This window comes from Spirosoma endbachense, from assembly GCF_010233585.1.
In the GTDB taxonomy this organism is placed as follows: domain Bacteria; phylum Bacteroidota; class Bacteroidia; order Cytophagales; family Spirosomataceae; genus Spirosoma; species Spirosoma endbachense.
Genome location: NZ_CP045997.1, coordinates 2,186,139 through 2,200,893, shown reverse-complemented (window position 1 = coordinate 2,200,893; position 14,755 = coordinate 2,186,139). Strand labels below are relative to the sequence as shown.

Sequence of the window (14,755 nt, the reverse complement as noted above, 5' to 3'; positions counted from 1 at the left end):
AGGCTTCGAATGTATAGCGTTCGTATAACAGATAACTGACCGTAGAATATATTGTCCCCCAATTGATAGTAAAAGTCTCAGAGTTTATAGCAAAATCATCGACTAGGCTTTGCTAAGGCCATTTGCCACAAATTCTGTGGGGGTTTGCTGATAAAATTCTTTAAACACCATCGTGAAATAGGACGGTGTTTTGAAACCTGCCAGATAAGCCGTTTGCGAAGCACTGTGACCCGCGCGTAACAGGTCGGCTGCTTTGCGCAATCGGTACTGACGAATCAGCTCGTGCGGATTCAATTGAACGAGACTATGAATTTTCCGATAGAGCGTTTTGCGGCTCATGGCTAGCTGATCGGCCAGCCAATCGACGTTAAGTAAAGGATCGCTGAGGTGGTTTTCGAGGAGTTCATATACCCGGCGCAGGAAGGCATCTTCCACTATGTTGATAGGGCTGGGCGTGTCGGGCTGGGAAAACTGCTGACGATACTGATCGCGTAGTTTCTGCTGACGGGAAATCAGATTACGCAGGCGTAGGTGCAATTCATCAAAATGAAACGGCTTCGACAGGTAGTCGTCGGCCCCTTCCTGCAAACCCTCGATGCGGCTGCTGTGAGCTGCTTTGGCAGACAGGATAACGACGGCAATATGGTCAGTATCCGGGTGATTTTTGATGAGATGGGTTAGTTCATAGCCATCTTTTCGGGGCATCATCACGTCTGAAATAACGATGTCTGGCAGTTCGGCCTGCGTTAGTTGCCAACCCTCTTCACCATCGAAGGCCCGTAGAATTCGGTAAGTGGCCGCCAGTTCACTAGCCAGAAACTCGCTTAACTCGGCGTTGTCTTCAACAATGAGTAGGAGCGGAATTTGATCGTCAATCGGCAGATTACCGGGCAAGTCGGCGGTCACTGGAAGCTGATCAATTACTTTAGGTTCTTTGACGGGTAAAACAATCAGTGGCACTTCAGCATTGACCGAGGCAGGCTGAACCGGCAAGCTCAGCATAAACGTAGTACCAGCGCCTTGCTGACTGTCTGCACTGATTGTTCCACCAATCAGATCGACGAGTTCTTTTACAAGGGCCAGCCCGATACCCGTACCTTCATACGCACGGGTTTGTGAGTTATCGACCTGGTAGAACCGATCAAAAATATGGGGAAGATTTTCGGGAGAAACCCCAATGCCCGAATCCGCGATGCGAATACTTATGCTCGAAATATCGTCCTCTACCGAAGAAAGATTCGGTTTGAGGGTAACCGTTACATGCCCACCTTTACCCGTAAATTTCAGCGCATTCGACAGGAGGTTTGTCAGAATTTTCTCCCACTTGTCGGCGTCGAACAAGTGCTCCTGAGTGAAACCATCGGCAGTATACGTCAGCGTTACTCCTTTCTGCTCCGCCAATTGTCGGAACGACTCAACCAGATTATTGACAAATTCGGTTATGTCGCCCCGCATCAGCGAAATCGCCATATGGTGCGCTTCCAGTTTAGAGAGATCCAGTAACTGATTGATCAGGCGAAGGAGCTGATCGGCATTGCGTTTGACCAGCGATAACGTCTGACGGGTTGGACCGTCGAACCGGCTTTCCTGCAGGAGTTTTTCAACCGGCGACATAATCAGTGACAATGGCGTCCGGAATTCATGGGTTATATTGGAAAAGAAGCGGGTTTTTAGCTCATCGACGGCCTTAAGCTGTTCGGCTTCCCGGCGATTGAGTTCCATGAGCTGTTGCTGCCTGATCCGATTGGTATAAAACCGGATGTATCCCCAAATGGCTCCAACAGCCAGCAACGCGTAAAAGCTGTATGCCCACCAGGTTGCCCACCAGGGTGGATGAATGATGAGACGGATAGAGGCTCCTTTCTCGTTCCAGATTCCGTCGCTATTAGCCGCCTTTACCCGAAAGGTATACGTGCCCGGCGATAGGTTTGTGTAGTTGGCAAAATGACGATTACCATTCTGGACCCAGTTTTTGTCTACGCCAATGAGCTGATAGGCATACTGATTATGTTCGGGCTGCGTGTAGATCAATGCCGCAAAGCCGAAAGACAGGAAGTTTTCATCGTGGTTTAGGGTGATCAGATTGCTTGTGAGGGGCCGGGGCTGATCCATCACGTTAAGGGCCGTGATATAGACCGGAAAGGGTCTGGTATCATCGCGGATGCTATCCGGATTGAAATGAACAACGCCGTTCAGGCTCCCGAAATAAAGCTGGTTCTTATCCCGAAAGATCGCATTGCGCAAAAAATCATTGCTGGGTAGGCCGTTATCCGTGCCGTAGTTACGAACAGCTCTGGTGCGCGGTGAGAATCGGCAAAGCCCCTTATCGGTACTTAGCCATATGTTACCGGCATTATCGCTGGTAATGCCCACCACATTGTTGCTGGGCAGACCATCATTGGTTGTAATGGCGGAGAATAATCCAGTTCGTGGATCAAATCGATTTAAACCGCCTAACTGCGTTCCAACCCAGATAAGGCCCTGTTTATCTTCGTAGATGGTCTGCACATCATTACTGTTCAGACGACCTTTTGGGCCCGCTGTATAGCGTGTGAATCGACCCGTTCGTGGGTCCATCCGGCAGATACCCTGTCGCCTTGCCAGGACCCATATATCGCCCGTCCGGCTGGCCAGCAAGCCATATATATACTTGTCGGGCAATCCATTCGGATCATTGGGTTTGTATTTATAGTATCGATACTGATGGGTACGGGGATTAAAGGAAGCGATTCCAGACGTTGGCTCCACGTCGCCCCCGATCCAGAGATCTCCCGTTGGTGCACGACTGATAAAAACAGCTGGTATTTCAGACGGATATCCGGTATAGTTACCCGAAGCCTGGTCAAAATAAAACAATCCCTCCCAGGTTCCGAGCCAGACGCCTGCCGTGCCGTCGGGTTGAAGAGCCTGTATATAATTCTTCTTCTGGCTAGTTATATTGGACGCCAGTTGCTGAGGGGGTATTATCTGCGGACGATTTGTGGGTGGTTCAGTCCGATAAACACTATACCCATTGCTGATCCAGAGATGGCCGTTATTATCGGGCAACAACGCAACAACTTTGTTTTCCGGCAAGTTTGCCGTACCCTTATTTGGCCGTACCTGATAGGTTATAAATGGCTTATTGACAATAGCCTGCCGATCGATGCCATTATCGGTTCCTACCCAGAGTGTACCGGCCCGATCATGGTAAAGGGATTGAGCACTATTGCTACTGATCCCCTTCGAATCGTTGGGGTCGGGTCGGTACGTAAAAACCTGCTGTCGGGCCGGATCAACCCGGTGTAAACCGTTCGTTGTGCCCACCCAGATATGTCCCTTCTCATCGCCATGAATTGAATTTAAATACATGAATGGGTTGATTTGCCCATCTGGATTGTAGGGCTCTGGCCGAAAAGGTTTCTGACGCAGATCAAGCCGAAATAATCCATAGCCAGCTGTTGCCGTGCCGAGCCAAAGCACCTGTTGCGAATCCAGATAAAAGGCAATAAATGTGGGTTCCTGCTCGCCGGGAGGGAGGTGGGCCGGTATGAGTGTATAATGCCCTGTTGGCCGGTCAAATAGATACAAACCTCGCCAGGTTGCAACCCAGAATCGGTGTTGAGGATCTTCAAATACGGTTTTAATCGTTGCCTGGGGATGGGGCAGGGGATACAGCGTGAAACGATGAATGTCAGGTTCATAGCGGGCTAATCCACCTAGGGTGCTTAACCATAGCTTATGCTGAGCGTCTTCATAAACAGAATGCTGGTAATTCCATCGGTTGGCGTTGCTGGCTTGAATCGGGTGCGGAGTAACGCGCCCTGTCTGCTTATTTATCTCATGTAAGCCACCTTCAGTTACTGCCCATAACCGGTTGGCATGGTCTTCACACAATCCCGAAATAAAGTTGTTTTGAAAGCTATGGGCGTGGTCATTCGGATTGGGTTGTAAACTAGTGAAAGTGTATCCGTCATATTTGTTTAATCCGTCGTTTGTACCAAACCACATGAACCCTTCCCGATCCTGAAGAATGCAGTTGACTGAATTATTGGAAAGCCCGTCTTTTATGGATAAATGTTCGAAGTGCTTGTTTATTGATTGTTCATTCACCTGCGTTGTACTTATCCTTCCAGAACGGGTTGCCTGGGCGAATCCCGGTATTACGGGAATCATCAGGATCAAAAACAAGTATAGACGCACCATAAAAATTGGCAACAGAATTAAGACACTAAACTACGCAAAGAAGAACGTTTCTATTCGTACATCGGCAGCACCCACCGCTACTGTTCTGCCCTAAGTTTAATCAAATTACTTAATTGCCCCGCACAATTGCGATCAATAGGTTGAACGCACTATCTAAGTAAAGGAAATTACCTAACTGCTGCAATGATTTTTGTGTAATAGGGACTATATTAATGTTAATGGCTAGAGCAAATAGACAGTCGTAGAAATGTGCTGATCAAATCAATCGGGTCGACTATTCATTCCCTGTGAAGCAGCTAATTAGCACATAATTTGAATAGGTAATTTTTATGATACAGATGTAGTAAATTGGTTAATGCTTTGGCTTTATAAGTATGTAATAAGGTTGGAATGTAACCAAAAAACGCCCGGACATTTTGCGCCGAGCGTTTTTGTTGTAGTTGCTGATCCGGATAACGCCTGTTGGTCGTATCCGGGCTCTTTATTTACAGGTTGTGACAACTGTCAGGCTGCTGCTCGTAATGGTATTGGAAATAATATAAGGCTCTACTTCGTCTCCGCAGACGCTTTTTTCGATACGGCTAGGCTGTGTATTCTGGGCACTATACGTCAGTGTTTCACAGGTTTTACAGTTTTTCTTTTTGAAAACTCCACCTTCGCATGCCATCAACCCAATAGTGGCGAGCAGAATTAGTTGTATACGTCTCATAATTAGCTGGTTCATTATTTTAGTAGCAACGGCGTGTCCAGAGACAGGTTTCTACCAACCGATTGATACTCTTTGTGTTAATAGGGCGTGAAGAATAAACGCCGTTCTAAAGGCAGTTGTTTTTTAAACGAGCAAATTGGCAAGAATTATATAGCTCCTGATCAGGTTGGATAGTAGCTTCCCACTTTTGACACGTTCGTGGAAAAATTGGCCAGAATATAAATTTTCTGAGATCGCGTATTACTGATTACGTATGATAATTCAGTCTGATTTAGCTCAGCCATGAGCCATTTTTTATTGATATATCAAAAAAAAGATAAACTATTTAATGGAATTATAATTTATGCAAACGTTCCCGCAAACGTTTGCATAAATTATAATTATACTATTTATATAAAATATAAGATAAAACATAGTGTTTTCGTAATTGTATGCGGAAAACACATGAGTAAACTCCCCTGAGCTCTCACGTTTTAATACTTAGAAACCATCCGTATTATTTCTCGTTTTGTATTTTTTCTATAAACAGTACTTTGTTAATTCCTCCGATTGCACAGTAATGGCTCAATGGACCAGAACTCAGATTCAATCCGCAAAACAGGGGGATAACCAGTCTTCACACTAATTTCTTTTCCAGAATTTTTACCATTTAACTTTTATGAGTCCTATGAAAAAACGATTATTCTACTTGAAATTTAGGACAAGTATAGCATGGCTATTTTTGTTTCAACTCGTAGTCGGATTCAATGCTTTTGCGGGAACTGCCGACATACCCGTTTCGGGTAAAATCACCGACGAAAAAGGTGATCCCCTGCCTGGTGTCAGCATCGTTCTGAAAGGAACAACACGCGGAACCACAAGCGATGGCAGTGGGCAGTTTAAACTAACCGTACCTAACGAAAAATCAGTCCTGATTGTCAGTTTTGTGGGATACCTGCGGCAGGAAATTACCGTTGGCAATCGTACCTCTGTTGATGTTCAGTTGCAGAGCGACGACAAGGCATTGGATGAAGTCGTTGTTGTGGGTTATGGTACCCAGAAAAAAGTAAACCTGACTGGTGCCGTTTCGACGGTTGATTCGAAAGCGCTCCAGTACCGACCTACGGCAACGTTAGCCAATGCATTACAGGGAGTTACGCCAGGGTTAACCATCACACGCCAAAGCGGTCAGCCGGGTAGCCAGGGTATTCGACTTCAGATACGGGGTGTGACATCGGCCAATGGTAACGTTGATCCGCTGGTTATGCTCGATGGGGTAAGCGTTCCTATCGCAACGATGACAACCCTCAATCCAAACGACATCGAGAGTATCAGTGTCTTGAAAGATGCAGCCGCGGCCGCTATTTATGGCGCGCAGGCAGCCGGTGGCGTCGTATTGATCACTACGAAAAAAGGTAAGGCCGGTAAAGTAACGTTCGATTACCTGGCTCAATATGGTACGGATTGGGCAATCAACGTTCCCGGACGAATGAGTTTGATGGATGAAGCCCTATTCTCGAACCTGGCTCGCAAAAATTCAGGAAGTGCCCCGGAGTATACGGACGAAGAACTGCAACGCATTCGCGATGGCATACCCTATGTAGTCAATCCGGCCGACACGGGTACGTATCTGTACTATAACCAGCAGTCATTGACGGATCAATTGTTGCGTAAATATACAGCCATGAAAACCCATAATTTCACGGCACGGGGTGGTTCTGATAAGGTCAATTTCCTGCTATCGGCGGGTTATTACGAGAAACAGGGGGTATTCAAAGTTGGACCTGATAATGCGAAAAGGTATAATTTACGGCTCAATTTAGGTGCGCAGTTAACCAAGAATATCTCACTCGACACGCGGCTTTCCTATACGCTGGAACGCATTCAACAGTCGTCGGTTGGGGTAGATGGGCAAGGGCTACTTTATCAGGTTTATCGCCTGCGAACGCGAACGCCCTTCTTTACCCCGGAAGGGCGCTATAATGGGGCAGGGTCAGCGGCTACCGCTTATGGATTACTCGAATCGGGTGGTTATAATGACCAGAACAAGCGGCAGTTCGATGGTGTTGCCACCCTTCAGGCGGCTAACTTCGTAAAAGGCCTGACACTGCGGGGCATTGCTGGCGTGCAGTATCGCCCTGCTAATCAGGAAATCTTCAACCGAACTGTACCACTTTGGGGAAGATCCCGAATTCTGAGTTATGCCAATAACCCGAACTCTTACCAGGTTACGAATGAGCTGGTTCGTAATACCAACTTACAATTCCTGGCAACCTATGAGCTGAAGTTGGGCGATAAGCATAACTTCACGGCATTGGGCGGTTATCAGTGGGAGGATTATCGGGAGGAGGGCGTTTCCACAACATCGAGCAATCTGGTAAGCAATGATCTGCCGACGCTTAACCTCGGTGATGATAGAACCAAGAGCAATAGTGAATACGTAAGAGCGAGAGCATTTCAATCCCTGTTCGGTCGGATCAACTATAACTACGATGGTAAATACCTGTTCGAGGCTACCATTCGGCAGGATGAAAGCTCGAAGCTGGCAACCGGATTGCGTACAAAAATATTCCCGTCGGTATCGGCTGGCTGGAATATGCAGCGTGAAGAATGGTTTGCACGGGCACTTCCGCTGTTTACCGAGTTCAAGCTCCGTGGTTCATGGGGTCGTCTGGGAGGAGCGTTGGGCGATAACATTGGATACTACGATTACCTGAGTCAACTAAGCCGCGGTTCTGGCTTAGTACTGGGCGATTCGCGGACGTCGTATATCTTCCAGGGGTCGATTCCGTCGGCGGCCTTGTCCTGGGAAACCATCGAAACCAGCGACATTGGTATCGACCTCGGATTTTTCCAGAATAAGCTTCAGTTTACGGGCGATTATTACGTGAAATATAATCGCAATATGCTGACTCCCATGCAGTTGCCAGGTACAATTGGCATCGGTACGCCAAGGCAGAACAATGGTGAACTGAAATCATGGGGTTGGGAAACAGAGATTCGTTATCGCGGCCAGATCGGGAAAGATTTTACCTACTCGGTAGCGGCTAACTTATCTGATAACCAGAATAAATTATTAAGCTATTCGGGCCGTACGGTTATTGGTGCCGGTACCAACAACCTGATTGAAGGCTATCCTATCAATACCATTTGGGGTTATCAGACAGCCGGTTACTTCCAAACGGCCGATGAAGTGAAGAACTGGGCGTTCCAGGACAACCGTTCCGGAGCAGGAGATGTAAAATACATTGACCAGAATGGCGATGGACGCATTACCGTTGGGAAAGGTTCTGCCGCCGATTACGGAGATCTGACCTTACTGGGTACAACTACCCCTCGGTATCAATATGGGTTTACGCTGAGTGCTCAGTGGAAAGGATTCGATCTGACGATTTTCATGCAAGGCGTCGGCAAACGAAACTACCGTCCAGTAACAGAGTCTATCGCGCCATTGCTGGTTACGTGGAAGCAGGCGCTGGCCATACACAGCGATTACTGGACCCCCGAAAATCCGAATGCGCTTTATCCCCGTCCGTATGTTGGCGCTACGCACAACTACCTGGCATCGGATAAATGGACGCTCAACGCTAGCTACGTTCGCATGAAGAACCTGCAATTTGGTTATACACTGCCAAGTACCTTAACGGAGAAGGTCCGCATTGCTCAGGCACGGTTTTTCTTCTCGGGTCAGGATCTGTTTACGATATCTGGCCTGAAAGCCTTCCAGGGCTACTATGACCCTGAAACACGCGATAACGTGGAAAACGATTATCCGTTTTTCGCTACGGCTTCATTAGGCCTGAATATCTCATTTTAATCGGTTGTCATTCGTAGAACGAACCAAAGAATCTCAATGAAAACGATCATCAAATACATCGGCATTACCTTTACAATGCTTGCGGGTTTACCCGCCTGTGAGGTAGAGCGACTACCCGAAACATCCATCAGCGACCAGACCTACTGGCGATCGGAAGGCGATCTGAAATCTGCCGCTAATTACCTCTACACCTTTTTACCGGCCTGGTCGACCGAGGACGTTTGGTCGGATGATGCAATTGGTCTGGCTTCCAATAACATTAGCGATGGGTCAAGGCTCGCCCCGGCAACTGATGGAAACTATAATACCAACTATAACTTAATTCGGGCGGCTAACAATATTGTCGAGAAAGCACCACGGGCTTCTGCCAGTACCGATAAGGCAATCATTGATCGATATACGGCCGAAGCCCGGTTTTTTCGTGCCTGGGGGTATTATAATCTGGTTCAGCGCTTCGGTGACGTACCGCTGATCTTGAAAACGCTCGATGAAGCCGCGCCAGAATTATCGGCTCCAGCCAGCCCAAGAGCGGCCATTTTTGAGCAGATTTATCAGGATCTGGATTTTGCTGCACAGAAATTACCTACTCATACTGTGTTAGGTACGGCCGATTTTGGACGTATCAGCAACACCGCAGCGCTGGCCTTCAAAGCCCGAGTGGCGTTGTTTGAAGGAACCCGTTCGAAATACCATAATTACGGTGAGCCAGCCAAGCACCTCAAAGCAGCTGCTGATGCCGCTAAAGCCGTGATTGACAGCAAACAGCATGATCTGTTTACGGGCGCTTACTTCGACCTGTTTCAGATGCCTGGCGAGGGGCGACAAAATCGCGAAAACGTCATCGTTAAACAGTATGGCGTATCACTTACCGAGCGGGTTGTAACGCACAGTTATTATCGGGGCTCTCTGGAGAACGGCAATATGAATCCGACTAAAAGTTTAGCTGATTCATACCTGATGAAAGATGGACTGCCAATTGCCAAGTCGCCCCTCTATAAGGCTCCTGTGGTATCAACGGATGTGTTTGTGGATCGCGATACACGCATGAGCGATACATTTATGAAGAAGGGTGATCCAATGATGACCACAAAGCCAATCTTCGATATTGCTCCTCTGGTATTCAACAAAACGGGATTCATGTTCCGTAAAACGGCAAATGTTGATGACTGGAATACGCAGGCCTCAACGATTGACCGGCCAATACTTCGATATGCTGAAGTACTGGTAACTTATGCTGAAGCATTATATGAATTGAATGGCTCTATCAGTGATGCTGATCTCGACTTGACGGTTAACCGGTTGCGTCAGCGAGGTGGGGTAGCAAAACTGACCAATACTTTCGCCACGGCCAACGGCCTGAATATACGGGATGAGATACGTCGGGAACGGCGGGTCGAATTAGCGCAGGAAGGTTTCCGGTATTGGGATCTGCTGCGCTGGAAGACTGCCGAAACCGAATTGCCAAAACCTGTTTTGGGTAACTACTTCTTTAAGGCTGAGTTCGGTACGGTGACGTCGGTAAAGTTAACGTCCGATAACTACATACTCGTACAGGAGGCCAGCTTTCGCAAGTTCGATCCGAACAAGGATTATCTCTGGCCATTGCCGATTAATGAGATTGCGCTAAATCCGGCGTTAAAGCAGAATAAGGGCTGGTAAGGCAAACCCCGCCCTCAACAGAAGGCGGGGTGCACTGCTATCAACCTCCCTCTTTAAACCCGTTCCTGGGCAGGAACGGGTTTAATTCGTTCATCACACGGCTTCTGCCAGTTCCACATTATTCCCTCTATCTGCGGATACGGCCATTTTATTTCGGTAGAACAATCGGTATATGATTGGGAAAACCAGGAGTGTCAACACCGTTGCTGTAAGTAGTCCACCAATAACGACGATGGCCAGTGGTTTCTGGGTTTCGGAGCCGATGCCAGTAGAAATGGCGGCTGGAAACAGACCAATGGCAGCCATTAGTGCGGTCATGACTACGGGCCGGATACGCGACTGAACACCCTCACGAATGGCCCGGTCGAGTGGCATTCGTAGCTGCCGATTTTTGTTGAAGACCGAAATCAGAATGACACCGTTCTGTACGCAGATGCCGAATAAGGCAATGAAGCCTACACCGGCCGAAATACCGAAATTCATGCTGGTAACATGCAAGGCCAGTATACCGCCAATCAGGGCAAAAGGAACGTTGAGTAAGACCAGTCCTGCATCTTTAGCATTGCCAAACGTAATGAACAGAATCACGAAAATGGCTGCAATACTGATCGGTACGACTTTCGTTAACTGATCGGTGGCCCGTACCTGATTCTCGAATTCGCCTACCCACTCAACCGAATAGCCTTTTTCGGGCTGGAGTTTTTCGCGGATGCGTTGTTGCGCTTCGGCGATGGTGCTCCCCAGATCGCGGCCCCGTACCGAAAATTTCACACCAATAAATCGCTGGTTGAGGTCCCGGTAAATAAAGGCGGGGCCGGTTACCTGCCGGATGGTGGCAATTTCTTTCAGCGGTATTTTACCTCCGCTCATTGTTGGCACCATCAGCCGCATAATATCATCGTCGCTCTGGCGGTATTCGGGCTGAAACCGCACCCGGATGTCGAATTTTCGTTCGCCCTCGTACAGAATTGATGCTGTTTTTCCACCGATTGCCATCTCGATCACTGCCTGAGCATCAGCTGTCGATACCCCATAGAGCGCCATCTTGTGATCATGGAACTGAATACTCATTTCAGGCTGACCGACGTTGCGGATAATACCCAGATCTTTGATGCCCTCAACGTCTTTGACGGCATCCATCGCCTGATTGGCGTATTTCTCCAGCTCATACACATCTGGCCCGAAAATCTTAATACCGTTGCTGGCCTTATAACCAGCCACTGCTTCGGCTACGTTATCGATGATGGGCTGTGAGTAGTTGTAGAGCACCCCGGCGTAACGGCGTAGTTTCGAATCCATTTCATCGGTGAGTTGCTCGGTGGTAAGCCTATGTCCGGCAAGCCGTTCGGTCCATTCATCTTTGGGCCGTAAATCGACCTGGAACTGGCAGAAATAGAAGCCGTTTGGGTCTGTCCCGTCGTTGGATCGACCCACCTGTGAGAGCACCTGCTTCACTTCGGGAAATGACTTGAGATCTTGCCGGATGGTTTTGGCCATGGCTACACTTTCAGGAAGCGACATGCTCATGGGCAATTCGGCAGTGACCCAAAGCGCCCCCTCGTTTAACTGAGGCAGGAACTCGGTGCCAAGCATCGTTGACGAGAAAAATGTGGCTACCATAAAGCAGATCGACCCAATAAGGCTCATCCGGCGGTGACGATAACACCAGCCAAACGCGCCCATCACGATTCGTTCGAAGAAGTTGACAATAGGATTGTTCTTCTCCCGTACGTTTTTCTTCAGCAGGATGGAACAGAGTACCGGCACCAGCGTCAATGTAAACAACAAAGCTCCCAGCAAGGCGAAGCCAAGTGTCCAGGCGAGGGGTGAAAACATTTTGCCTTCTACTTTCTGGAAGGAGAAAATAGGTAGCAGCGCCGTGATAATGATGAGCTTGGAAAAGAAAACCGCCTTTCCTAATTCGCCACCCGTTTTGCGGATCAGACCGAGCTTCGCCATTCGGTTGTAGCGAGCCATGCCAACTCGGTGAGCCAGGTGATCCAGCGACACAAACACCCCCTCGACCATCACGACCGCTCCGTCGATGATGATACCGAAATCGATCGCGCCCATCGACAGCAGGTTGGCCGACATCCCCCGCAATCGAAGACAGATAAAAGCAAACAGCAAAGCCAGCGGAATAATGATGGAGACGATCAGCGTAGTTCGCCAGTCGGCCATGAATAAAAACACGATAACCGTTACCAGTACTATTCCTTCGGTGAGATTATGCAATACCGTATGCGTGCAGAATTCAATCAGGTTGTCGCGGTCGTAGAAGGTGACCATCTTCACATCGGATGGTAAAATGCGGGTATTCAGATCCTCGATTTTGGCTTTTACCCGACCGAGTACATCACTGGGATTCTCACCTTTTCGCATAACCACGATGCCTTCCACCACGTCGTCGCTGGCATCCAGTCCCACCTGACCAACGCGGGGCAAATTCGATTCGGTGACGTCGGCCACGTTTTTGACCAGCACAGGATTGCCGCCCATCTCTTCGATAATGATATTCTCAATATCCTGAATGGACGTCAGCAGGCCGACGCCCCGCACGACATAAGCCTGGCCGTTACGCTCAATCACGTCGCCCCCAACGTTGATGTTGCTGCGCGTAACGGCCTGGTAGACTTCAAGTGGTGTAATGTCGTATTTCGTCAGTTGGGTGGGGTTAACCCGTAGCTCATACATCTTGTCGCGACCACCAAAGGCCACCACATCGGCTACGCCCGGTACACTGCGGAGCTGTCGGTCGATGACCCAGTTCTGGAGTGTCAGCAACTCACGGCTATCACGATCCTTACTTTCGAGGGTATACCGGAAAATTTCTCCTGTTGGTCCGTAAGGCGGCTGAATTTCGGGTTCGACACCATCGGGGAGCGATACGTTGCGAAGTAGGTTGTTGACCTGCTGACGGGCAAAAAAATCGTCGACATCATCATCGAAAATCACTTTCAGTACCGATAGACCGAACATAGTGGTCGAGCGTACATTGGATTTACGCTGGACGGAGTTCATGGCGACCTCAATCGGTACCGTCACGAATCGTTCGACCTCTTCGGCCGAGCGGCCATTCCATTCTGTCACGACGATAATCTGCGTATTGGTTACGTCGGGAAAAGCTTCGAGCGGGGTTTTTAGGTAACTGAACACACCGGCAATGACTAGTGCCGCCGTCATGAAGAAAATAAAAAAGCGGTTTTTGAGCGAAAAACCGACTATATTATTGATGAGTTTATTCATAGAGAGTGGGGCAGAGGGCCAGAGGATAGGGAAAACTGCGGGAGTTTTTTCTTCTACCCCTGGCCTTCTGCTCAGTTATTTAGCGCGTTGTAGACCAATAACTGATCTTTGGAAATGACTTTTTCGCCCGGTTTTACACCCTGACTGATGTAGGCAATGCTACCCAGCGATTTGAGGACATTGACCTCACGGGTTTCGATGTCGGCGCGTCCCCGATAGACCAGGACGTAGCGTTTTGAGCGGTCGAAAATGATGGAGCTGGCCGGTACGGTTGCCAATTGCCCACCTGCTGCATACCGCAACGTGACGGTAGCGTGCATTTCGGGCTTCAGCTTCATTGCTTTGTTGTTCAGTCGGATACGCACCGTCATGGCTTTCGTGTTCGGGTCGAGAACGGTATAGATTTTATCGACTTGCCCCCGAAATTCCTCATCCGGATAACTGAGCGTTTGAATGGAGGCTTCCATGCCCTGCCGTACTTTACCAATGTCGCTTTCGTTGACGTTGGCCAGCACCCATACTTCGCTGATTTGCCCGATGGTAAAGAGGTTATCGGCATTATCGGAGCGGAGCTGCATATCGCGGTTGACGTTCTTTTCAATGACGTAGCCGTCGATGGGTGCTTTTACCGTGTAGATAGACGATTTGCCAATGCCGTAAATCCGGGAAACTTCGGTGATGCGATTCACTTCGGCCTGTGCCTGTTCCAGTTCTTTCTGGGCCGACACGACCTCGCGCTGGGAGGTGAGTTTCGTTTCGAACAGATCCTGAGCGACCCGTAGGTTTTTCTCGGCCAGGAGCAGATCTGACCGCGCCTGAATCGTTTGTCGTTCCAGATCCGCGACCTCGCCCGACCGGATAGAAGCCAGCGTCTGCCCTTTATGAACATAGTCGCCCAACTCTACCTTCACCTCTTCGACATTGCCGCCAACCAGCGGAAAGACTTTGATAACCCGGTTTTCGTCGGCAACAACCTTTCCGACCAGGGTTAATTCATTGCGCACGGGTTGTGTCACAACACTATCCAGCCTGATTCGGCTCATCATCGTGTCCGACAGTCGGAATGCTTTTTCTTCTTCATGCACTGGTTTGGGTTCACACGCTATAAGCAGCAATATGCTCAGCGTGAACAATGGTATTGAGAGTCGATTGCGTTTCAT

General features: G+C 48.8%; 6 protein-coding genes. 2 read left to right on the top strand and 4 right to left on the bottom strand.

The features are described from left to right. Nucleotides 1–102: 102 nt before the first annotated feature. Nucleotides 103–4,155, bottom strand: coding sequence for a hybrid sensor histidine kinase/response regulator transcription factor (locus GJR95_RS08545; RefSeq protein ID WP_232541120.1), 4,053 nt, complete (start codon nucleotides 4,153–4,155; stop codon nucleotides 103–105). A 511-nt stretch (nucleotides 4,156–4,666) separates the two neighbouring features. Continuing rightward, nucleotides 4,667–4,894 carry a hypothetical protein gene (locus tag GJR95_RS08540; protein ID WP_162385479.1) on the bottom strand — a complete coding sequence of 76 codons (228 nt, stop codon included), beginning with the start codon at nucleotides 4,892–4,894 and terminating at the stop codon, nucleotides 4,667–4,669. 667 nt (nucleotides 4,895–5,561) lie between these two features. Here GJR95_RS08540 and GJR95_RS08535 point away from each other — a divergent pair. Together GJR95_RS08535 and GJR95_RS08530 are read left to right on the top strand one after the other, a co-directional pair. Beyond that, the gene (locus GJR95_RS08535; protein ID WP_162385478.1) at nucleotides 5,562–8,690 is read left to right on the top strand and encodes a SusC/RagA family TonB-linked outer membrane protein; all 3,129 of its coding nucleotides are present in this window, start codon (nucleotides 5,562–5,564) and stop codon (nucleotides 8,688–8,690) included. Nucleotides 8,691–8,726: 36 nt separating this feature from the next. Further along, nucleotides 8,727–10,349 carry a RagB/SusD family nutrient uptake outer membrane protein gene (locus GJR95_RS08530; protein ID WP_162385477.1) on the top strand — a complete coding sequence of 541 codons (1,623 nt, stop codon included), beginning with the start codon at nucleotides 8,727–8,729 and terminating at the stop codon, nucleotides 10,347–10,349. Nucleotides 10,350–10,442: 93 nt separating this feature from the next. Here the strand turns inward: GJR95_RS08530 and GJR95_RS08525 are convergent, their stop codons facing one another. Then, nucleotides 10,443–13,595: an efflux RND transporter permease subunit gene (locus GJR95_RS08525; RefSeq protein ID WP_162385476.1), complete on the bottom strand. Its 3,153-nt coding sequence runs from the start codon at nucleotides 13,593–13,595 to the stop codon at nucleotides 10,443–10,445. A gap of 71 nt (nucleotides 13,596–13,666) precedes the next feature. Beyond that, nucleotides 13,667–14,755: an efflux RND transporter periplasmic adaptor subunit gene (locus tag GJR95_RS08520; protein WP_162385475.1), complete on the bottom strand. Its 1,089-nt coding sequence runs from the start codon at nucleotides 14,753–14,755 to the stop codon at nucleotides 13,667–13,669.